25 protein-coding genes are annotated in these 26,201 nt (G+C 51.2%); 15 read left to right on the forward strand and 10 right to left on the reverse strand.

The genetic code is table 11. From position 1 onward, the window contains the following. Nucleotides 1-340 precede the first annotated feature (340 nt). Nucleotides 341-1,264 carry an ion channel gene (locus C7B82_RS13740; RefSeq protein WP_106256856.1) on the forward strand — a complete coding sequence of 308 codons (924 nt, stop codon included), beginning with the start codon at nt 341-343 and terminating at the stop codon, nt 1,262-1,264. 5 nt (nt 1,265-1,269) lie between these two features. On the opposite strand, the gene C7B82_RS13745 is transcribed toward C7B82_RS13740, so the two are convergent. Next, on the reverse strand, nt 1,270-1,485 hold the full coding sequence (locus tag C7B82_RS13745) for a hypothetical protein (RefSeq protein WP_106256857.1): 216 nt from the start codon (nt 1,483-1,485) through the stop codon (nt 1,270-1,272). A gap of 149 nt (nt 1,486-1,634) precedes the next feature. Between C7B82_RS13745 and C7B82_RS33170 the strand changes: the two genes are divergently transcribed. The 8 genes from C7B82_RS33170 to rfbB all read left to right on the forward strand — a co-directional run bounded on the left by C7B82_RS33170 (nt 1,635) and on the right by rfbB (nt 11,199). Next, on the forward strand, nt 1,635-2,147 hold the full coding sequence (locus C7B82_RS33170) for a heavy metal-binding domain-containing protein (protein ID WP_219904378.1): 513 nt from the start codon (nt 1,635-1,637) through the stop codon (nt 2,145-2,147). Next, a complete protein-coding gene (locus tag C7B82_RS33175) occupies nt 2,148-2,858 on the forward strand; it encodes a heavy metal-binding domain-containing protein (RefSeq protein ID WP_219904385.1) in 711 nt (236 codons plus the stop codon). Nucleotides 2,859-3,033: 175 nt separating this feature from the next. Next, nucleotides 3,034-5,250, forward strand: a complete 2,217-nt coding sequence (locus C7B82_RS13755) for a phosphoketolase family protein (protein WP_106256858.1) — start codon at nt 3,034-3,036, stop codon at nt 5,248-5,250. Nucleotides 5,251-5,506: 256 nt separating this feature from the next. Then, nucleotides 5,507-5,905 (forward strand): hypothetical protein, encoded by a 399-nt coding sequence (locus C7B82_RS13760; RefSeq protein ID WP_106256859.1) that lies wholly within the window; start codon nt 5,507-5,509, stop codon nt 5,903-5,905. An 873-nt stretch (nt 5,906-6,778) separates the two neighbouring features. Further along, a complete protein-coding gene (gene rfbC, locus C7B82_RS13765) occupies nt 6,779-7,324 on the forward strand; it encodes a dTDP-4-dehydrorhamnose 3,5-epimerase (protein WP_106256860.1) in 546 nt (181 codons plus the stop codon). Nucleotides 7,325-7,354: 30 nt separating this feature from the next. Further along, nucleotides 7,355-8,428, forward strand: a complete 1,074-nt coding sequence (locus tag C7B82_RS13770; protein WP_106256861.1) for a glucose-1-phosphate thymidylyltransferase — start codon at nt 7,355-7,357, stop codon at nt 8,426-8,428. 173 nt (nt 8,429-8,601) lie between these two features. Next, nucleotides 8,602-9,999, forward strand: a complete 1,398-nt coding sequence (locus tag C7B82_RS13775; protein ID WP_106256862.1) for a glycosyltransferase family 4 protein — start codon at nt 8,602-8,604, stop codon at nt 9,997-9,999. A 96-nt stretch (nt 10,000-10,095) separates the two neighbouring features. Further along, nucleotides 10,096-11,199, forward strand: coding sequence for a dTDP-glucose 4,6-dehydratase (rfbB, locus tag C7B82_RS13780; protein WP_106256863.1), 1,104 nt, complete (start codon nt 10,096-10,098; stop codon nt 11,197-11,199). Between the two features lie 133 nt (nt 11,200-11,332). On the opposite strand, the gene C7B82_RS13785 is transcribed toward rfbB, so the two are convergent. Next, a complete protein-coding gene (locus C7B82_RS13785; protein ID WP_106256864.1) occupies nt 11,333-12,193 on the reverse strand; it encodes a hypothetical protein in 861 nt (286 codons plus the stop codon). A 138-nt stretch (nt 12,194-12,331) separates the two neighbouring features. Between C7B82_RS13785 and murG the strand changes: the two genes are divergently transcribed. After that, nucleotides 12,332-13,501, forward strand: coding sequence for an undecaprenyldiphospho-muramoylpentapeptide beta-N-acetylglucosaminyltransferase (gene murG / locus C7B82_RS13790; protein WP_106256865.1), 1,170 nt, complete (start codon nt 12,332-12,334; stop codon nt 13,499-13,501). 265 nt (nt 13,502-13,766) lie between these two features. Here the strand turns inward: murG and C7B82_RS13795 are convergent, their stop codons facing one another. The 3 genes from C7B82_RS13795 to C7B82_RS13805 all read right to left on the reverse strand — a co-directional run bounded on the left by C7B82_RS13795 (nt 13,767) and on the right by C7B82_RS13805 (nt 15,832). Beyond that, the gene (locus C7B82_RS13795) at nt 13,767-14,369 is read right to left on the reverse strand and encodes a thioredoxin family protein (RefSeq protein ID WP_106256866.1); all 603 of its coding nucleotides are present in this window, start codon (nt 14,367-14,369) and stop codon (nt 13,767-13,769) included. Between the two features lie 261 nt (nt 14,370-14,630). After that, complete coding sequence (locus C7B82_RS13800; RefSeq protein ID WP_339375065.1) at nt 14,631-15,353, reverse strand: transposase; 723 nt, start codon at nt 15,351-15,353, stop codon at nt 14,631-14,633. After that, the gene (locus tag C7B82_RS13805; RefSeq protein ID WP_106256868.1) at nt 15,287-15,832 is read right to left on the reverse strand and encodes a helix-turn-helix domain-containing protein; all 546 of its coding nucleotides are present in this window, start codon (nt 15,830-15,832) and stop codon (nt 15,287-15,289) included. The genes C7B82_RS13800 and C7B82_RS13805 overlap by 67 nt, the downstream gene beginning before the upstream one ends. Nucleotides 15,833-16,009: 177 nt before the next feature. On the opposite strand from C7B82_RS13805, the gene argB reads away from it, so the two are divergent. Both argB and C7B82_RS13815 read left to right on the forward strand, forming a co-directional pair. After that, nucleotides 16,010-16,903 (forward strand): acetylglutamate kinase, encoded by an 894-nt coding sequence (argB, locus tag C7B82_RS13810; protein WP_106256930.1) that lies wholly within the window; start codon nt 16,010-16,012, stop codon nt 16,901-16,903. A gap of 198 nt (nt 16,904-17,101) precedes the next feature. Then, nucleotides 17,102-18,127 carry an alpha/beta hydrolase gene (locus C7B82_RS13815; protein ID WP_106256869.1) on the forward strand — a complete coding sequence of 342 codons (1,026 nt, stop codon included), beginning with the start codon at nt 17,102-17,104 and terminating at the stop codon, nt 18,125-18,127. A 157-nt stretch (nt 18,128-18,284) separates the two neighbouring features. Here C7B82_RS13815 and C7B82_RS13820 read toward each other — a convergent pair whose 3' ends face one another. The 3 genes from C7B82_RS13820 to C7B82_RS13830 form a co-directional block, all read right to left on the reverse strand. Beyond that, complete coding sequence (locus tag C7B82_RS13820; protein ID WP_106256870.1) at nt 18,285-18,689, reverse strand: NIL domain-containing protein; 405 nt, start codon at nt 18,687-18,689, stop codon at nt 18,285-18,287. Nucleotides 18,690-18,752: 63 nt separating this feature from the next. After that, nucleotides 18,753-19,214, reverse strand: a complete 462-nt coding sequence (locus C7B82_RS13825) for a transposase (RefSeq protein WP_106256871.1) — start codon at nt 19,212-19,214, stop codon at nt 18,753-18,755. Between the two features lie 26 nt (nt 19,215-19,240). Next, nucleotides 19,241-20,722 carry an alpha-amylase gene (locus C7B82_RS13830; RefSeq protein ID WP_106256872.1) on the reverse strand — a complete coding sequence of 494 codons (1,482 nt, stop codon included), beginning with the start codon at nt 20,720-20,722 and terminating at the stop codon, nt 19,241-19,243. A gap of 358 nt (nt 20,723-21,080) precedes the next feature. Between C7B82_RS13830 and C7B82_RS13835 the strand changes: the two genes are divergently transcribed. The 3 genes from C7B82_RS13835 (at nt 21,081) to C7B82_RS32305 (ending at nt 24,400) form a co-directional block, all read left to right on the forward strand. Next, the gene (locus tag C7B82_RS13835; RefSeq protein WP_106256873.1) at nt 21,081-22,646 is read left to right on the forward strand and encodes an adenosine deaminase family protein; all 1,566 of its coding nucleotides are present in this window, start codon (nt 21,081-21,083) and stop codon (nt 22,644-22,646) included. A gap of 249 nt (nt 22,647-22,895) precedes the next feature. After that, complete coding sequence (gene trmFO / locus C7B82_RS13840) at nt 22,896-24,254, forward strand: FADH(2)-oxidizing methylenetetrahydrofolate--tRNA-(uracil(54)-C(5))-methyltransferase TrmFO (protein ID WP_106256931.1); 1,359 nt, start codon at nt 22,896-22,898, stop codon at nt 24,252-24,254. After that, entirely contained in the window at nt 24,224-24,400 is a 177-nt protein-coding gene (locus tag C7B82_RS32305; protein WP_181357489.1) for a hypothetical protein, read from the forward strand. Before trmFO ends, C7B82_RS32305 begins: the two co-directional genes overlap by 31 nt. A 21-nt stretch (nt 24,401-24,421) precedes the next feature. Here C7B82_RS32305 and ilvN read toward each other — a convergent pair whose 3' ends face one another. Together ilvN and C7B82_RS13850 are read right to left on the reverse strand one after the other, a co-directional pair. Next, nucleotides 24,422-24,940, reverse strand: coding sequence for an acetolactate synthase small subunit (ilvN, locus tag C7B82_RS13845; protein ID WP_106256874.1), 519 nt, complete (start codon nt 24,938-24,940; stop codon nt 24,422-24,424). Nucleotides 24,941-25,111: 171 nt separating this feature from the next. Further along, nucleotides 25,112-26,110, reverse strand: coding sequence for a Gfo/Idh/MocA family protein (locus C7B82_RS13850; RefSeq protein ID WP_106256875.1), 999 nt, complete (start codon nt 26,108-26,110; stop codon nt 25,112-25,114). Nucleotides 26,111-26,201 lie beyond the last annotated feature (91 nt).

Genomic DNA, 26,201 nt, shown 5'->3' on the forward strand with positions numbered 1-26,201 from the left:
AACGATTTCGGTTTCCCTCGAAATTGGCTCATTCATGAACCGTTACATACCTGAGCTTTGTAACCCTCAGCTACTTAACCTCATCTAAACGACGCTGAGCTGACTGTAAGGATGCATGTCCTTCAGGTTGATCAGAAGGGCGCGATCGACCAAAACACAACTGCTGAGCCTAGAAAGTCTCTATGTTTCGACTGGGCTCCGACTGGCCAATCGCCGCCAACCCCCAGTTGGTGTTGCATCTAAGGATGATGTTCGTTGCCTGCCCTCGATCGCGAACGTTCGCCAATGCGTGCGCTACAACGTAAGAGATTAAGACTGACTACCTACACGTCTTTTCATCATGAAACGTCGAGCCAAGAAACTGCAAACAAAGAGACGCGAACATTACATTCCACACGTTCATATCAAAGTCAAAGATGGTCAGCTTCAAGTGGATGGTGCAGGTGCCTGGTATTCCTATTGGCGTGACCCTTATCACCTTCTCTTAACGCTGCCCTGGAGTGGTTTTCTTGCGTTCATCGTCCTTTCGTATGTTGCAATTAATTCTCTCTTTGCGCTGCTGTATCTGGCCGGTGGGGAATGCATTGCCAACGCTCGTCCTGGATCGTTTCTGGATGCTTTTTTCTTCAGCGTGGAAACGATCGCCTCCATTGGCTATGGTGCGATGTATCCCAAAACCGACTATGCCAACACGATCGTCACCATTGAGGCAATGGTCAGCCTGGTTGGCATTGCGGTACTTACTGGACTGGCGTTTGCTCGTTTCTCTCGACCAACGGCTCGCGTTATGTTCAGTCACGTTGCAGTGATTGTGCCCCACGAAGGAACACCCGCACTCATCTTCCGCGCCGCTAATCAGCGTCGCAATCAAATCCTGGAAGCACAACTCCGAGTGTATTTTGTCCGCGACGAAACTCGGGCTGATGGACAGTTTATGCGTCGCATCTATGACATTCGGCTGCTGCGAGATCAGTCACCAAGCTTTATGTTGAGTTGGTTGGCTGTTCATCCAATCGACGAATCCAGCCCCCTTTATGGCATTACAGCAGAGTCACTCATCCAAACCAATGCAACGATCGTGATTTCACTTAGTGGCATTGACGAAACCGTGGCACAAGTTGTTCATGCACGTCATACGTATACAGCCAGCGAAATTGTGTGGAACAGCCAGTTTGTTGACATCATTCGTCACACTGCTGATGGACATCGCTACATCGACTACAACTACTTTCATGACGTTCTACCATTAGAACTGACTGAGTAATGCAGTTACGATGCAGGCTCCGTATCCACTAATGGTTGAGTCGGTTGAACCGACATCAGTTTAACAACGACCTGTCCGTTTTCGACCACTGTACAATAGCGCGACAAAGTCGTACATGGAGCAATCGCCGCCTGATCGCACTGTTCGTGGTGATGCTGGATGGCTTGCTCCCGTCGTTGATTGAGAATAACCGTACAAGGAGAAGCAGCAGGGGCAGACATAAAAACCTCTTTTGCCTTATAACTCCATTATTCCGTAATTCTAAGCTTTCTCCATCCTCCTGCTTGGGGATACAACTGAGAAGATGCTACAGCCTGCGTCAGCGAGAACGCGCTCAATGGCTCGCCCCCACGTTTTGAGGACACAGCGTATGACAGTGATTACCGGTTTATCGGGAAATGAAATCTTTTGTCTCCGGCGTCAGGGGTTAACACCTGGCGATCTTGTCATCGGCAATAGTGTGATTTCGCTAGGGCTGATTGGCAGCATCAGTTCGGGACTCAAAACGCTCTTTGGCGGCGAAGTACACCAGGTGACGCGCATTATTCATGAAGGGCGGCAACGAGCCTATGCGCGGATGGTTGCAGAAGCAAAGCGACACGGTGGCGTTGGCATTACTGGAGTCTCGAATGAGTTAGTCCTGCACGGTACGAATGTCGAATTCTTGGCGATCGGCTCCTGCATCCACCGTGCCGAAGCCAAAGCCCAACAGCTTGAGTTTTCGACGTCTGCTGATGGGCAGGCACTCTATTGCCAATTGGATGCAGGTTTTGAGCCAAAGCGGTTTGTGTTTGGGAACGTTGCTTACTCGATCGGCTTAGGTGGCGGCTTGATCGGCATCTTGAAAAGCCTACAGCGCGGCGAGATTAAGGAGTTTTCTTAGATTTTCAACGAAACGCGACATCTCGCGCTGAAACGCATCAAAGCAGAGGCGCGAGAAGCGGGTGCAAATGCGGTTGTGGGCATCCAAACATCGATTTTGCCCTTTGCAGGCATGCAAGAAATGGTGATGATCGGCACGGCATCGAAGCATCCAGGCTTGCCGATCGGCTTTAACCAAAACCCCATTACGAGCGATTTGACCAATGATGAAATGTGGGGACTGATCAATCAAGGCTATATGCCAGTGCAACTCGTTCTCGGCGTCTCAGTCTATTCCCTCGGTCTAGTCGGCGGCATCACGTCCTTCTTCAAGTCCTTTGTGCGTGGTGAGATTCACGAGTTAACTACACTAATCTATGAAGCGCGTGAAGAAGCGCTCGCCCACATTGCCGAAGAAGCCCGTCGCTACAGTGCTGATCAGGTTGTCGGTATTAAGACCTATGTTTACAACCTGGGCGGTGGGATTATTGAATTTATGGCGATCGGTACAGCCGTGAAAAAAATGCCAGACATCAACACACAGTCCGAATCCTTGCCACCACAAGCCATCATTCGCGATCAAGATACCTTCATCAACACTGCCGAAACCACAAATGTTTCGTCGCTCAATCAACCGACCAATGCGAAGAACGCGGTGACTGGGCTTGTCGGGTTTGGTGTGTTCGCCCTCTGGCTTGTGTTTATCTTTCTTCGCGTGCTCCTGCATCGTTAGTAGCTGGGAGGCAGTGATCGAGATGGCATTGAGTCTAACCGGTCGCCATCGTGGTTGAGGCATCAGTCAGTTCCAGGGCAGACCATCCAAACTCCCATCATCTTTTTGTGCTATCGGATGTGTACTATTGTTAAAAGGCGATCGCCAGACTCTTCGTTGCAGTAGGTATCTCAGCATGACGGCAGTTACTCCCAATCCCCAATCCGTGAGCGTTCCAGCGTTTTGTGACGGCATCCAATATTTCAGTGATTCAGTCCCAGGATTTGACGCCTACGGTAAAACTCCGGTGATTGGAGAAGGAAAAACCGCGATCGCTGATCTCGCTGATCCTGCCGCGGCGTACCAAACGCTGTTGTATGCCGATGCACTGCGCTATCTGATTTTGCAGGTGACGGCGAGTAAGGCCTCCGGGCATCCGGGCGGTTTTGCCAGTCAGGCAGAGGCTTACGCTGCTTTGGTGATGCTGGGCTACAAAAATATCATTACCGAAGTCGGGCATCATGCGCCTGGTTTCTACAGCGCCATGTTTCTGGATCGATCGCTGGAAGATATGGGCATTACCACGGTGCAGCAGTTGCGCGATCGCTTCCGAGAACAGCACGGTTTACTCGGTCATCTTTCGGGCTTCATCCCAGGCATTCTTGCACCTGCTGGCCCCTTGGGACAGGGGCAGCACTTCGCCATGTCAGCCGCACTCCTCCACCGTGACAAACTTTTTCCGTTCACTGTCGGCGATGGTGGTTTGGGTGAGCCCTATATTGTGAGCGCGATCGCCCACTTCCACACGGCCTATCCTCATGCAACCAACTTCCTGCCCGTCCTGGTATGGAATGGCTATTCCCAAGAACACCACAGCATGGTGTCGCTCAAGACAAATGAGGAAATGGAGGCATACTGGCGCGGTAACGGGTTTGAGCATGTAGTGTTGATTGACGCCAAGGACTTTGATGATCAGAATCAACCTGGAGCTTACGTAGACAATACTGCCTTCTCGTTGGAGCACCGGCTTGCTTTTGGTCAAGCGGTGCTGGCAAAAACCGACGAAGCGTCTCGGTCTGCGTTGGGTGGCAAACTCACCGTACTCATCATCAAGCAGCTCAAGGGGGCTGGCGTTCATGCTCGCGGGTCAAAATCCCATAACCTCTACCCTCAGCACACGTTAGACAACCCCGACATCATTGCGGCGCTTCATACACGTGCGTTGACCATCCCAGCCTGGGAGCTAGTGCGCATTAACTGTGAACGTGCCGGTGGTGGCCCTGCCAGCAAAACAGCTGTCACCGAATCAGTCTTACCCCTGCCTGATTTAGGTCAACTGCCGCTAGAGGAATTTACGGTTGGTGGCGCTCCGAAAGTGTCTACGACTGCGATGGGCAAACTTGTTGCTGCTGTGGGTCAAGCGGATTCTGGCTTTGTGGTCACCAATGCGGATGGTAATGAAGCGTCTGGCATCGCCAACATCAACCAGGCACTTAAGATCATTCACCCAACCGAAGATCCGCTTTACTACCAAAAGCCCATCGGTCAGGTTTATGAGCCACTCAGCGAAGATGCTTGCGCAGGCTTAGCCGCTGGATTAGCGCTTATGGGGGCGCGATCGCTCTGGTGCTCCTATGAGTCATTCGCAATCAACGGCTTACCCATCTGGCAAACGGTGACGCAAGCAATGGCAGAACTCCGTCGCCCCACACCCGCGACCGTCACGCTCTTTACCGCTGGTGCACTGGAGCAGGGACGTAACGGCTGGACACATCAACGTCCAGAGATTGAGGCATACTTCGCTGCTATGATGCGGAACGGCAATGTCTTTCCGCTCTTTCCACCCGATGCCAATAGCATTCAGGTTTGTTACGAGTGGGCGCTGACTCAAAAAAATAAAGGCGTTGTCATTACAGCCAGCAAATCACCCTTACCGATCCGGACAACCTTTGCGCAAACGCGTCAGGCGATCGACAAGGGCGCAATCACCCTATACGAAACGAGCGGCGACAAAACCGTTGTCTTTGCAGTCATCGGCGACATGCCCCTGATACCCGTTTTTGAAGCAGCCACACGCTTGACGGCAGAAGGGTTAGGCGTTCGTATTGTTTCAGTGATTAACCCTCGTCGCCTTTACCGTTCGTCTGATGTCTCCTGGGATCTTTGCTCTGAACCCGACAGTGCCTTCCTGAGTGACACCGAGTTTGAACAGCTCTTTAGTGGTGAGGCGCTGATTGGTGTGACAGGTGGTGCCAGCGGCATGTTAGAACCAGTTTTGCTGAGGAGTACAGCAAAACGAGATACCTTCGCCTGGAAGCGTGGCGAGACGACTGCTAGCCCCAGCGAACTGATGGCAGTCAACGGGATCACCGCTACAACATTGGCTGCACGCGCTAGCGCGTTGATTCATTAAGTCAGGCAAGCAAACCTGTCACTGAACGTATCGCCTTTCACAAGGTTCGCTTGCGTAGCATTATGGTGCCTGAAGCCCTTAAGCTATGTTAATGTGCATAGCGTTCGTCTGGCACATGAACGATCGCTCAGGATTTATCCCCTTTGAGGTATAAACACTAGCTAGTCTGTAGTTGTATAAATTACAGGGACATCAACCTTCGTCCGATCGCTCAGAAAAAATCAATCATCACACAATCATTGAGGAGAATTCCCCTATGTTGAAACAGTTTGCTGCTGCTGCCGTTATTACACTCTCGATGGGCCATGCTCTTGTAGCATCGGCAGCACCCTTGGCAGTGACTACTGCCCCAGACAAAGAAACCATTGTCGGCGGTCGATCGGTCGATCTACCCACTCCACCGATCACACCCATCTACTTCACCCTGCCAATCGAGTTGGCGATTGTGAAAGATCCAGCAGTGACTACAAATACACCTATTACTGACAGCCTCAAGAGCGACTATGCAGCCTGGGGTGCGAAGATTAAAGAATGTTCACTGCAAAAGCCAATCTTCGTCAGAAAAGTTGGCGATGAGCAAGTGCCTTTTGTCGTTGGCGGCTCAGAAGGTACGATCAAGCTCAACGCAAACGACAAGCCTGTTTGCAGTCTCTAGGTTTACAGGCTCCGATTCTGCCAGAGCAAGCGTAGTAAAGTAAGCACTAACCAATATCGCTTGATTCAACTCGCTTTGCTACGCTTCTGCCTTGGCCTTTTCAACATGTCTGGTAGTGGTCAAGTAACCGCTTTAAAGGTTAGGACTATGTATCCAAGCAGTATCTTAGAAAGCCAGACTTACTGACATGATCACAGCGCTTTGCGGATTCATTGTGCCTCTCCCTCATGCAGCTGGTATGGTCTGGAATCGATCAAGTCAAGTAGATACTGCGTTCTAAGCAGGTACTGAATATCCAAGTCACTACGTACTGTGTGAAAAAGATGCTGACACCCCATTCAGGTGTCAGCACTTACACAGATCGAAGAGAATCTCAAAGAAACTGAGCCTCTCAACAAGACTGCATCAAGGGGTAGACGACAGGCATTCTGGTAAGCAACTCGGTTTTAGTAAGGATTTAAACTGTCAAGAGTTGACGAAATTCTTAGCTAACCCTTCACAACCATCTTGAATACACACAGTCGTGTTGAATCGCTTCATGGCGTTCGGTGTGGTACGGCAAATCAAGGAAATCAAGCACCAGAACTGAACGGGTTGGACTTGCCTACGCAGGTTTATGAGCCTTGTAATGTTCATTGATTATCGCTACACATCATGGCAATACGGTTACTGATGTTGCGCCGCGTAGCATAGATCATTTGTCGCTGTGATCTTCATTTTTCAATGAAGATCACCTCAATCAGTTGAGCCTTGATTGGTCAGCAGGCTATAACGCTTAGAGTAGTGAACAAATTTTGGTAGACGTATAGTGTAAAGTTCTCATAAAACGCTCTAAGCACTTAGTTTAAGAAGTCGTGTTGTGAGGAAATTGTGATGAATGTTTTGCCTACCGAAATTCCAGATGTATTAGTTTTCGAGCCTCGCGTCTTTGAGGACGATCGTGGATTCTTTTTTGAAAGTTTTAACGAACGTGTTTTTACTGATAAAACCGGGATTAACGTCCAATTTGTTCAAGACAACCACTCGCGTTCCTGTCAGAACGTTTTGCGGGGACTACATTACCAGGTTCAGCAACCCCAAGGGAAGCTGGTGCGGGCAATTGTGGGCACTATATTGGATGTAGCCGTTGATATTCGTCGGCACTCACCCACCTTTGGTCAATGGATCAGTTGTCGTCTTAGCGCCGAAAATAAGCGCGTTCTTTGGGTTCCGCCTGGGTTTGCCCACGGCTTTGTGGTCATCTCAGAAGTCGCCGAAGTGCTATATAAGGCAACAGACTACTATGCCCCGCAACACGAACGCTGCCTTCTTTGGAACGATCCTGATTTAGCAATTGATTGGTCCCTCACAGAAGAGCCCATACTGTCAACTAAAGATCAAGCAGGGAAGACTCTTAAATTAGCTGAAGTCTACCCGTGACACACAACCCTCTTCCCAGAGATTCGTCTTATGAAAGCAATCATTCTCAGCGGCGGTAAAGGTACACGACTACGACCCCTGACGTACACTGGCGCAAAGCAACTGGTGCCAGTTGCTAACAAACCCATTCTTTGGTACGGCATTGAAGCCATTGTGGCAACGGGCATTACAGACATTGGTATTATCATTAGCCCTGAAACAGGCGAAGAAGTCAAAGCCAAAACTGGCGATGGCGAGCGTTTTGGTGCCAGAATTACCTATATTTTACAGGAGCAGCCAGCGGGTCTGGCGCATGCCGTCAAGATTGCTCGCCCCTTTCTAGGGGATGCCCCCTTTGTAATGTATCTGGGCGATAACCTGATTCAAAACGAACTCGGCGAGTTTCTGACTCACTTCAAGGAACAGCAAATGGATTCCCTCATTTTGCTGCGTCCGGTCGCCAACCCATCTGCCTTTGGGGTTGCCGAGGTCGATGAGCAGGGGCGAGTGGTGCACTTAGTCGAAAAGCCCAAAGTGCCACCATCGAATCTAGCGCTGGTCGGCATCTACTTTTTTGCCAATACCATTCATGCGGCGATCGATCGCATTCAGCCCTCTGCTAGAGGTGAGCTTGAAATTACCGATGCCATCCAAGATCTAATCGACCAGAAAATGCATGTTGAAGCACGCCAGATCGAAGGCTGGTGGCTCGATACGGGCAAAAAAGATGATCTGCTGGAAGCCAATCAGATTATTTTAGACACCTGCCTTAAATCCGACCTGTGTGGCGAACTGGATGAGCAAAGTCAAGTGTTTGGGCGTGTCCAGATTGGCACCGGTTCAAAACTCATTAACTGTACCGTTCGTGGGCCTGTGACAATTGGCAAAGATTGCCACCTGGAAAACTGTTTTATTGGTCCTTACAGTAGCATTGCTGATCAAGTCACGCTCATTGACGTTGATTTAGAACACAGTGTGATTCTTCGCGGTGCAAAGATTGTAGGCATCCATCAGCGTATCGTTGACAGCGTCATTGGACAACGCGCTCACCTTAAAACGGCACCGCAGCGTCCAAAAGCGCTGCGATTCATGATCGGTGATGACTGTCAGATCGAGCTAGCGTAACTGAAGTTAGCATGACAGCCATAGCATTTGCAGCATAATCATCACCCCACTGTTTCCTGTTTTTCTTAAAGGAGCCCACTCAGATACCAACGAAGAGAGAGTTCTAGAGCAAGCGCCGTGTTGTAGATTCTGCTTAAGTCAATGGGTGTGTTACCACCTTTGAAGAGTTTGATATGACTAGCGATAAACCCCGTGTACTGATTGTGGCAGAACATGCTTCGGCTAAGTTTGGTGGTGAGGCAGCTTTGCCGCTCCATTATTTTAGAGTGCTCCGGAAGCGCCAAATTGAAGCCTGGCTAGTTGTACATGAGCGCACTCGTGATGAACTGCAACTGTATTTTGGAGACGACTTTGATCGCATCTTTTTTGTCCCTGACACGATTATGCATCGCTTGCTATGGAGAATTGGGCAATTTTTACCACAGCGCCTGGCTTACTTCACCATTTGGTTTCCTTTGCGCTTATTGACGCAGTTTGTTCAACGCCGACTTGTAAAACAGATTGTGCAAAGCCATCAGATTACGGTTGTGCACCAGCCAATCCCCGTTTCGCCCAAAGAGCCGTCATTAATTTTTGATGTGGGAGCACCTGTGATCATCGGCCCGATGAATGGTGACATGAATTACCCACCAGACTTTCAGTGGATGCAAAGCCGTCTTGTCTACCTGACGCTTAATGCGGGTCGCTTCCTTTCCAACTGGCTCAATTGGCTCATACCAGGCAAACGTCGGGCGGCTATCTTATTAGTTGCCAACACACGTACACGCGCTGCTCTACCAAACGGTACCTGTAGCGATGTTGTTAAGCTCCATGAGAATGGTGTTGACCTATCGGTGTGGCAGCCCAAGCCTGAGAAACCCACTCAAGCAACGAGGCGTCCGCCTAACGAGCCATCCAGCCAAAGCACTAAATTTATTTTTGTGGGTCGGTTAGTCCATTGGAAGGCAGTTAACCTGTTGCTGACTGCGTTTGCGCAGGTAGCTCAGCACTGGCCCGTAGAGCTGGAAATCATTGGCGATGGTCCTGAAAGTATCAGCCTGCAACAGCAAGCAAAAGCTCTGGGATTACTGTCATTGCATAAATCCCAAAGCGGCGACCAGACCAAAAGTGACCCGGTTGAACCGTATAGTTCAGTCCGTTTTCTGGGTTGGCTGTCTCAAGCTGACTGCGCCCAACGGCTGCAACAGTCAGATGTCATGGTACTGCCAAGTATGCTGGAGTGCGGTGGTGCTGTGATCTTAGAATCAATGGCGATGGGCGTCCCAGTAATTGCTACAAATTGGGGAGGACCGTCAGACTATTTGAATGAATCGTGTGGCATTTTAATTGAGCCACGATCGCAACAGTCGTTTGTGAATGATCTTGCTGCCGCCATGATCCAGATGGCGGCATCACCTGCTTTGCGCCGATCAATGGGACAAATGGCTCGTCATCGGGTGATGAGTCATTTCGACTGGGATGTCAAAGTCGATGCCATTCTAGACATTTATCGGGATGTCTTGAAGGCAACCTTGCCCACTCGACCATTGATCAGCCCAGAGAACACAGGGAGCGCTATTAGCAGGGTGTGAATTTTGACCAGCGGCAAGAAGATTGCATATTCCCCGTGAAGCCCAACGGTTGCAGTCTTCTCAGGCCAGCTTAAACTAATGTGAGTACTTAAACTTATGACACTTGTAGAACACGAACAAGCTTTATCGAGAAAGCCCCGCACTATTTTAATTACTGGTGGAGCAGGCTTCATCGGTGCTAATTTTGTTCATCATTGGTGCCAGCACTATCCCGGCGATCGCGTAGTGGTGCTCGATGCCCTCACGTACGCTGGCAATCGTAAAACTCTCGCTGAGCAAGAAGCACAGGCGAATTTACGCTTTGTTCACGGTGATATTTGCGATCGTGCGCTGGTAGATGCCTTGCTGCAAGAGGAAGCGATTGATACAGTCGCTCACTTTGCTGCTGAGTCACACGTCGATCGTTCAATTCTCGGCCCCGATGCCTTTGTACGGACAAATATTAACGGCACATTCACCCTGGTTGAAGCGTTCCGGCAACACTGGAAGGCTCACAATCAGCCCGCTCATTTTCGCTTCCATCACGTCTCAACGGATGAAGTTTACGGTAGCCTGGGACCGAACGATCCGGCTTTTACGGAGACGACGCCCTATGCACCCAATAGCCCTTACTCAGCGTCCAAAGCCGGGAGTGATCACTTAGTGCGTGCTTACTACCATACCTATGGTCTGCCAACGCTGATCACGAACTGCTCTAACAATTACGGTCCTTATCACTTTCCCGAAAAGCTTGTCCCGCTGATGTGTATCAACATCTTGATGGGCAAGCCGCTACCTGTGTATGGCGATGGGCAGAACGTTCGCGACTGGCTCTATGTGGGCGATCACTGTAGCGCGTTAGATGTCGTCATTAATCGGGGTACCCCAGGCGAAACCTACAACATTGGTGGCAACAATGAGGTCAAGAACATCGATCTCGTGCATATGCTATGCCAGTTGCTGGACGAACTCGCGCCTGAATTACCCGTACGGCCGTCTAGCAAGCTCATCACGTTTGTGACCGATCGCGCGGGACACGATCGACGCTATGCGATCGACGCTACCAAGCTCAAGACTGAGCTGGGATGGGCTCCTGCTCAAACCGTTGAAACGGGTCTGCGTCAGACTGTCGAGTGGTACCTGGCAAATCGCGACTGGTGGCAACCACTCCTTTCAGCCGAGTATCAGGCTTACTATGAGCAGGTTTATACCAGCGTATAAGCGACGATCGCGTTAAATCGCTAACGTCTTTTGAATGAGGGGATAGGGGTGCAGGGGAGGCAAGGGGCGAGTTTGGAAAGACTTTACCCTCCTGCCCTCTGCCTCCTTTCCCCCATCTGACTCTGCCCTGTGCCTATTGCAACGCCTTAGCACGACTGACAATGCGCAGTCGCTGGGTAATCATTGTCATGCCGTCATGCCGTACTAGCACCGCCGAAATCCAGCGATTATCAGCCGTGAGTGGAGCACGACCGACTTTAAAGAGGCCACCAGCGGGCAAAAGTTCTAAATCAACCGTTGTGGGGCTGACGAAACCATCGGCTTTAACGGGTTCTTCAAGGGCTTTTCCCAGCAAAAGGTCATTTCCTAAGGGCTCTTGCACAATCGCGTCGAAGCTAAATTCCTGTCCAGCATTGATCTGCTCTGGTAACGTTAGCTTCACTTTTGGAGGATTGGTGCCAGAGGTAATTTGACTGTGTTCGGCGAGAATCTCTTGTCGCACAATTTTTTGGTTTTCAAACTGTTGTTGTGCCTCCAAGGTGGACTCGATCGTAAGTTCGCGATCGCCGACTTTTTGAGCACCCGTCACGTGAGTAACCGTTTCTGCCATCAGGCCACTGCCTTGAGTTTTCCAGGCTTTCAGCTCAGTACGATACGTCAAATTTGGGTAGCGTTTCCAGAGCTGGGTCAAGGCCTGCTCCAGAGTTTGACGAGTTAAGCCATCTGAGTGCGTAAAATTAGGACTGTAGAATGCCAGCACTGCCTGAACATTGTGGCTACTGGCCGCTTTATCGATCGCAGCCAGAGTTTCCTTCAGCGGAGCGGGAGCTGTTTCTGGCGGCTCTGCACTAGCGCGATTAGCCTGAAAGGCTCCGCCAAAGACCATCACTAAGCCTAATGCAACGAGAACAGACTGCCAACGTCCCCGTGTTGTCTGGGTTTGACGTAAGGTTGACTGAGGTACAGTAGGCAGAGAGTGCGAAGACTTAGGCATAAATGTGGCAATTGGGTGAGTGGCTGACAAAGATTTGGAGTACAATCTGCAACTTAGCATCTTAAGGTGGTAGGTGCTTTAATCGCAGCAAGATTGCTCGATCGGTTTCCCTGCTTAGACATTAGTCACGAATGCAGCATGCTTGAGACAACTGTAAACGATCCCCCTGATTCTACTCTGCCAGCTAAGGCTAGCGCTGTAGCAGCCGGAACTTCTCTAACACGACTGCTCATTGCTGCCAGCGGTACGGGTGGACATGTCTTTCCAGCGATCGCCGTGGCAGAGCGGCTGACAGATTGTCAGGTTGAGTGGTTGGGAGTGTCTAACCGCTTGGAAACCCAGCTTGTACCAGAGCGCTATCCCTTACATACCGTTGCTGCAGAAGGCTTTCAGAAGCGTGGCTTGGATAGTTTGCGTGTCGCCCTCAAGCTGATTGGGTCGATCTGGCAAGTGCGCCAGTTACTCCACAAAGGTCGGTTTCAAGGCGTGTTTACAACGGGAGGCTATATCGCTGCACCCGCTGTGCTAGCGGCTCGTTCTCTGGGCTTGCCCGTCATTTTGCATGAATCGAATGCGCTACCGGGTAAAGTCACCCGTTTTTTAGGGCCCTGGTGCAGCACAGTCGCGATCGGCTTTGCTGCCGCTGCAGCCTACCTTCCCCGCGCCAAAACAGTCTGTACTGGAACGCCCGTGCGATCGCAGTTTCAAACACAAAAGGACTCAGCGTTGCCCATCGCGCTACCTGAAACGGCACCACTGCTAGTTGTCGTCGGTGGTAGTCAAGGAGCGGTTGGCGTGAATCGGCTAGTGCGACAGTGTGCGCCTGCTTGGTTTGAGGCCGATATTTGGATAGTGCATCTGACGGGCGAGAATGATCCGGATTCGAAAAGCCTACAGCACCCTCAGTACGAGGTGCTACCGTTCTACGATGACATGGCAGGGTTGCTGCGCCGTGCGGATCTGGTGATCAGCCGATCGGGCGCTGGTACGCTGACAGAATTGGCAATGACCCACAAGCCTTCCATCCTGATTCCCTATCCCTTTGCTGCTGAAGATCACCAGACCTACAATGCCACAGTTTTCAGCTCGGTCGGTGCAGCCAAACTCTTTCAACAAGCAGACCTCACACCAGAGCGTCTCACAGCCGAAGTGATGAGCCTGCTTGGTGGTGACTCGACGCACATGCACCCATCAAAGGGACTCAAACAAATGGCTGAACAAGCTGGAAAGCTAGCAGTGACAGATAGCGCTGAACAACTAGCTCAGGTCATTCGTCAAGCCCTAAAAGTCAGGGCTGAGCGCAAATAAGCGACCAACGCCACCAGCCGCCAAAGCACTCATCAATCTGAAGGTAGGAGATGATTAGTAATATGAAGCGACAGGCGCAGCAATGAAGTATCAGGAATGCGGACTTAATAAGATGCAATTCTTTCTGTAGGGACGTTCCATGGAACCTCCTACAGAAGGGAGATGATTCGGGTTAATTAATCCACGATCCTCAGTCAACCACGAATGCTGTTACGGGCACAGCATTACCATGTCCGTATGCTGGGATACCTTTGTTTGCAAGACCCTAATTCACCACCTGGCTACCGTGGCTACGAGGATCGCTACCGCTGACTGGAGCAGCTTTTACCGAAGCAGAGAACGCAGAGGTTTGCCCACTTGCCTGAGCATAGGGAAGTGAATCGCCAGAGGCAAGCGCCACGAGATTTGCCTCCATGACAGAACGTGGTTGTTCACCGATCGACTGAGCGATCGCGCTACCATCCTGCCCTAAAAAGACAAAGTGGGGAATTCCATCCACACGGTAAGACAGCACTTCTGGCAGCCATTTGCTATTGTCTACATTCAGCATGACAAAATTGACGCGATCGCCGTATTGCTCCTTCAACTCTGCGACATCCGGTGCCATCGTCTGGCAACTCGTGCACCAGTTTGCGTAGAACTCTACAAGTGTAGGCTTGTCATTGCCGAGCGCAACCTCCAGCGGCACTGCTTCTTCCGCCATTGTCGACAAAAGCCCTGATCCGGTTTCCGTCTTCAGCCCTAGGAAAACCGATACAGTCAGGACGATCGCCACCAGAACGATCAGGAAGTTTCGCACTCGTGTCCCCGTCGTAGCTTGCGTGACTACTGGCGATGTCTGTGTCGGCTCTGGCAAATTTGCAGTCATAGGAGAGGCTAGTGCAGTGAAGGGTTCTTCAATTGTAGCGATCGCTGTCGAGACTTACAGCGATTTGCAGTAGGTGGGCAGTGCCCACAATTTTTCAAAAAGCCTCGCTGCAAGGTCTGTGGGCACTGCCCACGCTACTAAGGAAGATCCATCAGTGATCAGCTAGGCAAAAGTCAGGAGTCAGGACGAAAAAGCCTACACGTAAAGCTCCTAGCCTTAGATTGTACTAGTAGAGTAGGGCATGAGTCTAGCTACCTGTTGTCATTGCTTTAATGCTTTACCCTCATAAGTCCATCTGAAGGGTTTAGCCATCGTGCGATTGAAGTAAGCGACGAACTCAAGGATACGGGTTTTGAGCTGTGCTTGACTCACAAAGTTGCCTCGTCTGAGTAACTTACGAACCAAGATACCGAACCAAAGCTCAATCTGATTCAACCAGGAACAATGCTTGGGCGTGAAGTGGAACACAATTTTGTGGCTCGGGTCACGCAAAAAATCTGACCGAGTTTGCTGCGATTGGAGAATGCCAGATTGCCCTTTGAGGCCCAGATCGACATCAAGCCCTTCCGTTTGGGCCACCAATCGCACCAAGGATGCGGATTGATGAGTGTTCAAGCAATCCATCACCAGATGCCACTTAATCGCTTTCGGGTCGGTGGCAAGCAGTTGTTGCACATGATTAAGGTAATCCACCTCTGTGCGTCTAGCCCCTACGGTCGCTTCCACCACCCGGCCTTGGGCCACATCAAAACTCGCAATTAACGTTTGCGTTCCATGGCGAATGTACTCAAATTCTCGTCGTTCTCGTTTGCCAGGACGCATGGGTTTGTCAGGGGCTTGCCGCTCCAGAGCTTGAATGCCCGTCATCTCATCCAGCGAAACCGTTCGTTCTCCCGCTTTTGCACGCTCTATCGTCTTCAGATAGACCGCACAGATGTCTTTGACCGTTGCGTCGAACTGAGGGTCGGGGGGGGATTCAACCAGTACTGCGACTGGTGCGGCTTTAAGTCTGCTTCGTTCATTAAGCGTCCGACATGACGGGGGGAGATACTCTCAACAATGCCTTGTTTCATCACCTCATCAGCCAGTTCTCTTGCAGTCCATTGACTGATGGGGCGGTCATAGGTTTCAGGCTTCTCACAGGCAAGCGCAAACAGTCGTAGAATTTGTTCCAAACTGAAGCTGGACGGTCCACCACAGCGAGGTGCATCGACTAAGCGCGCCACCACTGGAATGTCCTTCTGGCTCAATTCCAGCCATCGGTTCCGCCACAGCCTTGCCATGTCTCGACTGATGTTCACTTTCCGTGCAACGTCTCGATGATTGAGTCCTTCGTCTGCCAACAGAATGATGTTCGCTCTCAGGGCAATCTGCTGGGGAGTACTATGGCGATTAACAACCTGTTGCAGTTGCGAGCGCTCGGTCTCGCCTAGTTGCAAGGGTGTTGGAGCTAGTCTAGGCATGGTTTTACCCTCCTTTGGTCAACCCTACCTAAATGGTAGCTCTACTCCAGCCCAGGTCTACTAGCTGCTGACCGCTGACCGCTGATCACTGTTTGATTCTTGAGATTGTTGCAATTGACATAGCCGAAAGCGGTAAGCTCCTCTACACTGCAGATGATTTGTATCGATCCTGCTGCCATGTCTAACGAGAGTGAGTATATCCGCAAAGCGGAAGCGACCAGAGTTCGCTTTCTAAGTGAAGCCTTGCCCTATATTCAGCAGTTTGCTGGTAGGACAGTGGTGGTTAAGTACGGTGGTGCTGCGATGAAAGACAGCAACCTGAAAGACAAAGTAATTCGAGATGTCGTCTTCATGGCCTGTGTGGGGCTTCGTCCAATCGTCGTTCACGGTGGTGGACCAGAGATCAACACATGGCTCGCTAAATTGGGCATTGAACCACAGTTCAAAAATGGTCTGCGGGTAACAGATGCCGCCACGATGGAGGTCGTGGAAATGGTGCTGGTGGGTCGAGTGAACAAAGAACTGGTGGCGCTGATCAATCAAGCAGGTGGCTCGGCTGTTGGACTTTGCGGCATGGATGCCAACTTAATTAAAGCTCGTCCTGTGGATGCTGTTGACGTGGGCTTTGTGGGCGAAGTCACCAGTGTAGATATTCGCATTCTGGAGTCATTGGTGAAGGCGGGGCATATTCCCGTTGTTTCTAGCGTGGCAGCCGATGAGACGGGTCAGACTTATAACATCAACGCTGATACGGTGGCAGGCGAAATTGCCGCTGCGTTGGGTGCCGAAAAAATGATCCTACTCACCGATACAGCAGGCATTTTGCGTGACTACAAAGACATGGCAACCCTGATTCCCAAAATAGACATTCAGGAAGCACGGAAGCTGATTGAAGATGGCACCGTTTCGGGTGGCATGATTCCCAAAGTCAATTGCTGTGTGCGATCGCTCGCGCAAGGAGTACGTGCTGCTCATATTATCGACGGACGCATTCCCCATGCCTTGCTCCTAGAAATCTTTACCGACGCGGGGATTGGCTCCATGATCGTCGCATCGGAGTTTATGGGATGAGGGGGGAAAGGGGAAAGGCTAAAGGATGAAGGATGAGGGGGAAAGGCTAAAGGATGAAGGGTGACGGCTGACGGCTGACGGCTAAAAAAGATAACGACAGTACCGCTTCGTGTGAACTCAAGCCTTCCTGACATGAATTAAGATCAGCAACAGTTTCTCTGACCCGAATTTATCTTTTATCCTTTAGCCTTTCCCCCTATGTCTACTTATTCTGACCTGACAACTGCGATCGTGGCTAAAGCAAAAGTCAACGAAGACGCGCTGCCGCTCCGTAACGAGTCTTGCCGCTCCAAGTTTCTCTTTCACAACGCTCCAACGCAAAAAGTTTGCCTGTTTTTTCACGGGTTTACGGCCTACCCAGATCAGTTTTTACCGCTGGGTAAGGCACTGTTTCAGCGGGGATACAATGTGCTGATTCCGCTGCTGCCAGGGCATGGAAAAGCAGGCAAATGGACTCGCGATAACCCTACGCCGCTGCCAACCGATCCGAAAGTGTATCAAGACTTTGCACTTCAGTGGATTCAGCAAGCACAGGTGTTGGGGCAAGAGGTGGTCATTGGTGGGCTGTCGGGCGGTGGCACCTTAGCGGCATGGGTGGCGCTGAACCATCGTGAATTAATCGATCGCGCCCTGCTTTTTGCTCCCTACCTCAGCGGCGACACCATCATCGATAAGCTATTTATCAAGTTATCGAGTTCTTATTATTCCTGGGGTGGCGATGCCGATCGGGCGATCGGCTATACGAGCTTTCAGGTGCCAGCACTGCGATTGTTTTTAGATATGGGTGCGCAACTAATGAAGCAAGCCCGGACAACACCTGCGGCACCCATGTTTACGTTCTCGACTGAAATTGATGATTCAGTCGATACCAACGACCACAAAGCGTTCTTTGCAGACGCACTCCGATTGCAGCCCAAGTGCTGGTATCACTGCTTCGATCGCTCGTACAAAGTGCCTCATACGATGATGACAGTCGCCGAAGGCAACCAATCGGCAGACCTCCTCTACTTGATGGCTAAAGCCTACGTTGAGAGTGACCTCACATGGGCAGAGGTTGAGGAAATTGGGTTTCGTATGACTCAGGGCAAAACGTTCCCAGCCATTGTGTCGGAGTTGGGCATTAGCGATCGCGCTGGCCCCGATATGCCTGCGATGATGACGATGATAGATAAGGCAGCGATCGTTCAAGCCCGCAATCCTTCTGCAGTCGATGACAATGATTAAGAGCGGTCAGCGGTCAGCGGTTAGCAGTCAGCAGTCAGAAGCTAGTACACATCTAAGATTTCGAGCCCTATGTGTAGGCTTTTTCGCTCCTGAATTTTGAATTCTGACTTCTAACTTAGCTGACCGCTGGTAGCTCATGACTGACCGCTACTGTCAGCTAAAAATTCGTCGAAATCGCCTGCACGGGACAGGTCGGAATGCACTGCTCACAAACAATGCAGCGCGATCGCGTGAAGGTCAGTTTAAATGACTCTGGGTCAAGCCTCAGAGCTTCGGTGGGACAAACGCCGGTACACAAGCCACAGTGCACGCAACTGTCTTCGTCGATCAGGATTTCGCGGTTAGAGAACGACACGCCAATGTCTTGCGATCGCATCCAGTCGATCGCGGCATCCAGTTGGTCAATGTCGCCGGACAACTCGACTACCAGCTTGCCAATTTGATTGGGGGCAACCTGGGCACGAATAATATTTGCCGCCACATTGAAATCTTTTGCCAGTCGATAGGTGACTGGCATCTGCACAGAGCGCTTGGGAAACGTGAGCGTGACCCGTTTTTTCACTGGTAATCCTATTTGCCGTTGGAAGTCATTTCCTTCTGTAGATACTGTGGATAGTGAAGCCTGTCAAGCGAGAGGCGGCGGGAAGCAGAGCGTTGGGTCAAAGGGTTTACCGGAGTGCAGCACCCCAAACACCCAGCGCATCAGCTTATGCATCACGGCTCCGAGGACTTGACGTTTGGTTTTCTGGCGTGCGAGGCGTTGGTCGCGCCAGGTGCGCATGGCTTGATTCCAGCGCCACCAGGAGAGGGCAGGAAAAAACAACACTGTTCGCCATCGTGCCTTGCCGAGTTTGGAGCGGAGAGGTTTGCTATGAATCGAGGTACCTGACGACTTTTCTTGGGGAGTCAACCCCGCAGCAGCGGCCAGTTGACGGGCTGAGACAAAGGCGCGCCAAGCCCCACTTTCAGCCAGCATCCCAGCGGCCGTCAGCGAACCAATGCCGGGAATTGAGTTGAGTTCACTCAATCTGACGGTTCTTGCATCATTTTTGCTGAAAGCTGCGCTTACACACAAGGGACGTGACATGTCACGTCCCTACAGATTGAACCCAACTACTTTGTCTGAGGCACCCACACAGAAACAGAGCCACCATTGCAGCGGAATTCACCCCAACCATCATCACCAGTAGTCACCGCTCCATCCACATGTCCAGTGATATCCACATAGGTCGCATTTGGTTGCTTCACTTCCATCCGCTTGGTGCCCTCACTCCCATTACTGAGCACCACTGCCAGTCCGCCGGGATGTTCCTCATCGCCTAAACGCGTCCAGCCGATCGTGTTGGCATGATCAAAGTAATCATATTGCTCACCATAGGCATAGGTTTGACGTGCTTCAAGCATGGCATCCAGCACCGCTCGATGGCTGTCTAACCACACTTCATGGTCTTCACCGTCCTTTCCTTTGTCTGTATAGTGCGCACCGTAGTAATCGGCATAGAAGATGCAGGGATAGCCTTCACTACGGAGCAAGATCAACGCGTAGGCAAGCGGCTTAAACCAGGCTTCAACCACTGATTCCAGCGACTGCAAGGGTTGAGAATCGTGGTTTTCGACCAGCGTTACCGCAAGCGTTGGTTGCTGTTGCACCAGGGTATTGTCAAAAATTTGCCGCATGTCATAGCTGTTGCCTGCTTTACTGGCGACATGGAAGTTGTAATGCAGCGGTGCATCAAACAGTGTGACGCGACCGTTGGTGGTTTCCACAAAGCTGTGCAATGCTTCCACATCGTACGACCAGTATTCACCTACAGCGAACAGGTCACGCTGAGCGTAGTGGCTCACATGGTCTAACCATTCGCGGAAGAAGTCGGCTGAAACGTGCTTAACGGCATCAAACCGAAACCCATCAACCCCTGTGGTATCGACATACCATTCACCCCAGTACTTTAACTCGCCCTGCACTTCGGGGTGCGCCATATCCAGGTCACAACCCATGAGGTAGTCAAAATTGCCATTCTCTAAATCGACATTGCGATCGAACTCTTTGCCTTTCAGTAAGTAAATCGCCCTTTCAGACTCGTTGTAGGCGTTGTAATCGATCGCGTCAAAGTGCCACCAATGCCATTCCATTTTGGAATATTTGCCTTTACGACCGGGAAACTTAAAATGCGTCCAGGCTTTGATGGTTTGATACTCACCGATCGGCTGATTACGGTTTTCCATACTAAAGGGAGTCGCTTGCGCTTCTTCCTCCTCATCGGCTCCTAATTTGTGGTTAAAAACCGCATCGGCATAAATCCGAATGCCTGCTTTTTGTGCCACTTTAATGGCCTGCAGATACTCTTCTTTAGTGCCGTACTTCGTGCGCACCGAGCCTTTCTGATCAAACTCGCCTAAGTCAAATAAATCATAAACGCCATAGCCAACGTCATAACCACCCCCGGTTCCCTTGTAGGCTGGGGGTAACCAAACGGAAGTGACTCCAACTTTTGCTAATTCATCGGCAGATTCAGCGAGTTGCTTCCAGAGCTTTCCATCGGGTTCGATATACCAATGGAAGTACTGCATCATTACGCCATTTAGTTCAGACATTGCTGTGACCCCATAAAGTTACGTTTATTTATGTTCCTACAGTAAATTAGTCGGAAATTAATTGTCGGACAATCTGCCGATCGACGTATCTAGCCTTGCTCCCAAGGCTGACGAGATATCCAAGTCTTCTTTAGGAACGCGGATTTAATCAGGTGCAATTCTTTTTGTAGGGATGTCGTCCCTACAGAAGGGAAATGGTTCAGATTAATTAATCCACGATACTTAGTGTTCTTATAGAGCGACCAAAACGCTGGGTTCTTCTCGCGTAAACATTAATTGCAGTGAAAATTTAATTTCTTGGCAAGCGAACGGCAATATGGTTTGATGCAACTGGTCTCTTTGCAAAGGTTGTCGCTCAATGTCCAAAGCCGCTCACATACCGTTGTTTCTTGGCTTGTTGGTCGGCTCTGGTTTAGCAATATCGGGCGTGGCAGCGCAAGATGCCAATCCGCCTACGCTGCGTCGTTCTGAAGCCCAAGCCGCCAGTTGGTTAGAGCAACATCGCGATAGCCCACCCGCCATCCGTGCCTTTGTACAGCGGATGCCCAAAGGCGGTGATATTCACACCCATTTGAGCGGTGCAGTGTATGCCGAGCATTACCTGGAATGGGCGATCGCCGATGGCTATTGTGTCGATCCAGTCGCCATTAAATTGGTGACACCAACGGATTGTGGTAAGGCTCCCAACTATTTCCCAGCGTCGGAGTTGTTTAAGCGATCGAGTGTTTACGATGCTCTGGTCAATCGCTGGTCTACACGCAGTCTGGCGTTTGCTGGAAAGTCGGGACATGACCAATTTTTTCAAGCGTTTGAAGGGTTTGATCTCATCTCATCTTCACCTTCACGTCGGGGTGATATGGTCGCTGAAGTGGCCAATCGAGCCGCCTCTCAGCATGTCTCGTATTTAGAGTTGCTGTTAACGACTCAGGGTAGCGCGACGACACAATTGGCGCGATCGGTGGGCTGGCAGACAACCCTCGCCGAAACCCGTCGCCAACTCCTGGCAAAAGGATTGCTCAAGCTAGTGAACGATGGCAAGCAAGAACTCGACCAGCTAGAGGGACGCACAGCGAAAGCGCTGGGATGCGGCTCTGCTAAAGCGCAACCCGGTTGTCAGGTGACCGTGCGGTTTTTGCAGCAGACCAATCGCTTCAAAGCACCGCTCGAAGTCTTTGCTCAGTTTGTGTACGCGTTTGAGTTGGCGAAGACTGATTCACGCGTGGTCGGAATTAATTTAGTGGCACCCGAAGATCACCCGATCGCCCTCCGAGACTACACACGACAGATGGAAATGCTGCAATTCCTCCATCAGCAGTCGCCATCGGTGAAAGTCTCGCTCCATGCGGGTGAATTAACGCTGGGACTGGTACCCCCCGAGCAACTGCGCTTTCACATTCGGCAGGCAGTGGAAATGGCGCAAGCCGATCGCATTGGACATGGCGTCGATCTGCTTTATGAAGACAACCCGTTTGGTTTGCTGGAGTTGATGCGAAAACGGGGCGTCTTGGTCGAAATCTGCCTCACCAGCAATGAGGCGATTTTGAATGTGAAGGGTAAGGATCACCCCTTTCCGCTTTATTGGGCGGCTGGTGTACCCGTGACCTTAGCCTCCGATGATGAAGGCATTTCCCGCGTTGACCTCAGCAACGAATACCAGTTAGCCGTGCAACGGTATGCGTTGAAATATGAGGATCTCAAGCGCTTAGCCCGCAACAGCCTGGAATATAGCTTTCTGAAAGGGCAGAGCCTCTGGCAATCGCCTCGCTATACCGCCGTTGCATCGGCTTGTACAACGGATAACCCTGGCTCAACCGCCCTTTCTAAACCCTGTACAGCCTTGCTCAAAGAGAGCGATCGCGCCCGCGCCCAGTGGCAGCTAGAAGCTGATTTTACTGCTTTTGAAGCGCTGTCGTGGTTGAAGTAGGGAGCGGTCAGCGGTCAGTGATGAAGGTGCTGCTGAATATAAATTTTGAATTTTGAGTTTTGAGTAGCGCTTCAAGCCGACAAGCTAGAGAGTGTTGAGTTGAGTGCTCCCTCTGCTCCCCCTGACCCTCTGCTCCCTCTGCTCCCTCTGCCTTCTAATTGCTGACCGCTGACCGCTGATAGCTAATCCTCCGCTATCTTCCCTGAACCCCTTATCCTAATAATAGAGACCCCACGTTTCGAGATGGCAATGGCAGACATTAAACCCATTCATGTGATTGGCGGTGGTTTGGCAGGGACTGAGGCTGCGTGGCAGATTGCCCAGGCAGGCATCCCGGTCATTCTCTACGAAATGCGACCGCAGCGATCGAGTCCGGCGCATCATTCTGAGCATTTGGCAGAACTGGTGTGTAGTAACTCCTTTGGGGCACAGTCGAGCGATCGCGCCTCTGGTTTGCTTCACGAAGAATTGCGGCGGTTGGGGTCGATCGTGATTGGGAAAGCAGATGAACACTCAGTGCCTGCGGGTGGAGCCCTGGCGGTCGATCGTGCCATTTTTAGCCGCAATCTAACGGAAACGTTGGATCAGCATCCGTTGATTGACTTGCGACGTGAGGAAGTTCCCGCAATTCCGACGGAAGGGATTAGCGTGTTAACGACGGGCCCCTTAACCAGTCCGGCTCTGGCAGAGGATCTGCATCGCTTTACAGGCATGGAGTACATGAGCTTTTTCGATGCTGCTAGCCCGATCGTCGTGGGCGAATCCATTGACTTTGATGTGGCGTTTCTGGCGTCTCGGTACGATCGGGGTGAAGCTGCCTATCTCAACTGCCCCATAAACCGGGAACAGTATCTTCACTTTCGGCAAGAGTTGTGTCAGGCAGAGCAGGCAGAACTGAAGGATTTTGAGCAAGAAACGGCGAAGTTCTTTGAAGGGTGTTTGCCGATCGAAGAAATGGCGCGACGGGGCGAAGACACCATGCGCTACGGCCCCCTCAAACCTGTGGGCTTGTTCGATGCTCGTCAAGGCGACTTTCGTGATCCCGAAAACAAAGCCAAACGTCCCTATGCCGTTGTGCAACTGCGGCAAGAAGATCGGGCAGGACAACTGTGGAATATGGTGGGCTTTCAGACGAATCTGCGTTGGGGCGAGCAAAAGCGCGTCTTTCAACTGATTCCTGGCCTGGAAAACGCCGAGTTTGTGCGGATGGGCGTGATGCATCGCAATACGTTTGTTAACGCACCCGAATTGCTGCACGCAACTTTGCAATTCAAGCAGCGCGAAACGCTCTTTGCCGCCGGACAACTGGTCGGCACCGAAGGCTACACAGCCGCAGCAGCAGGTGGCTGGTTGGCTGGCACCAATGCTGCACGGGTAGCATTAGGACAGGCTCCGATCGCCCTGCCTGCAACCACCATGATGGGTGCCCTCTTCGAGTTCATCAGCTCTGCCTCGCCGAAGCACTTCCAGCCCATGCCACCAAATTTTGGGATCTTGCCCGAATTACCCAAGCGTATTCGCAACAAGCAAGAGCGCTATGGTCTGTACCGCGATCGTGCCCTTGATGATCTGTTTGCATGGATGCATCAACTTCGGGTGGCAGCTTAGGAGTGGCTGTCAGCAGTCAGCAGTCAGCGGTCAGCACTAAAACTGGATGGCTGTCGTGGAATATGATGGAAACAAACAGTATTGGTTTTTGTCTGCTACTGGATAGTGATCAGCGGACAGCACTCAAGCTGATAGCTGACCGCTGATAGCTGACCGCTCATCTCCCCTCAGACTTTCGCTTCCAACGACTTCAGGTACTCTGTATTCACGCCAGATTCGCGCGGGAGGGCGATTTTGCCAGTGCGAGCAATTTCACGAAGGCCAAATTTGTTAAGCACCTGGACGATCGCCACCATCTTGCCTGGATCACCGACGACTTCCAGCGTGACAGAATCTTCGGCTACGTCCACTACGCGAGCCCGAAAAATCTGTGCCAGTTCCACAATTTCGGAACGAGTGGTGCTGGTTGCATTGACTTTCATCAACATCAGTTCCCGCTCAACGCAGGGCACTTCGGTAATATCCTGCACTTTGAGGACGTTGATCAGCTTATAGAGCTGCTTGGTCAACTGCTCAATGCTGTCATTGTCACCAGGGACGACCATCGTAATGCGCGAAACACCCATTTGTTCCGCCGGACCAACCGCCAGACTTTCGATGTTGAACCCGCGACGGGCAAACAAACCAGCAATGCGGGTGAGAACCCCCGCTTCGTCTTCAACTAAAACAGAGAGGGTGTGCTTCATGGACTTGGAGATTAGCTTAAAAACGGCGAGTGTAGTAAAAAGCTGACAGCGCGGCAGGAGGCGATCGTGCCTGAGTTTCTCATTTTATCGTGAGAGCTTGCATTCCTCATAGCAACCTCTCGATTGAAACAGCCTCTTCTTTTATGAAGCCTTTGGTCTAATGCCCGCTTGTTAAAGCTTCACGGTCTGTCCTGATTCTGCCGATCGCCGTGCTGCGTCTGCCACTTTTAGCGTATACAAACTCGTTTCGGGTGTGACATAGAGCGGCTTTCCGTAGATTAAGTAATCCAAAACCATTGCCGTATCTTTGGTAAACAAGCCACGCCGACTTCCAAGCGCGATCGGTTCGCTGCCGTCTGCCTGCACCAGCGTGCCCTGATCCCCATCAAAAATGAGTGCTCCTTTGTCGCCATGCACTGCCATCTTTCGCTCTGACTGCCAAATCGCTTCACCCTTGGCGTACACCACTTCTGCCAGTAGACCCGACTGAAAGCGTAGTTGAGCAGTGCAGTAACAGGTTGCGTAGTAGGGTGCGGCTTCGGCGCGATCGCCAAACTGCGACTGACAGCTTACCGTTACCACTGTGCCAAACAGATCAATGAGGCGATGCAGCCGTGAGAGGGCACCGACTAACGGGAAGCCAAACAGTTCAGGATGATACGTCCAGCGCTGGGGGGCGGGGTTTTCGGGTTTGATGGTGGCGTAACGGGCAAAAAAAGGCTTGCCGATCGCAGGTAAAGACGTTTTCAACGCTTGATGCATGTTGCCCAACAGCTCGATATGTTCAACATGCAACAGTTTGTCTTGAGCTTTTGCCAGCGCGATTAAAGCGGTTGCTTCGGTAACATCTAACGCTAAGGGATATTCAACGATGACGTGTTTCCCTGCTTCTAGTGCTGCACGGACGATCGCCCCATGATCCCGATTCACTGTAGCGATGATGATTACATCCAAAGCTGATCGCTGCACCAATTCTGTCCAGGAGGCGATCGGCTCTGCACCATAGGTTTGGCTGAATGCTTCAGTGCTTTCGAAGGTGTGTCCAGCGACGGCAGTCAAGGTGGCTCGTGGTTCTACCTGTAGGGCTTGCGATCGTAGCTTTGCCGCATAACCCGTGCCGACTAAACCGACCTGGAGAGGAAGCGAGAAAGACAACGGGGTTTTGGTCATGGGCTGTACTTTCAATGTTCCTTGTCATCACAAACCCTATCATCACAAAAAACGGTAGAGGACAGATATATCCGTCGTCTACCGTTTGATT

Origin of the sequence: Stenomitos frigidus ULC18 (genome assembly GCF_003003795.1) — a bacterium.
Classification (GTDB): Bacteria; Cyanobacteriota; Cyanobacteriia; order Leptolyngbyales; family Leptolyngbyaceae; genus Stenomitos; species Stenomitos frigidus_A.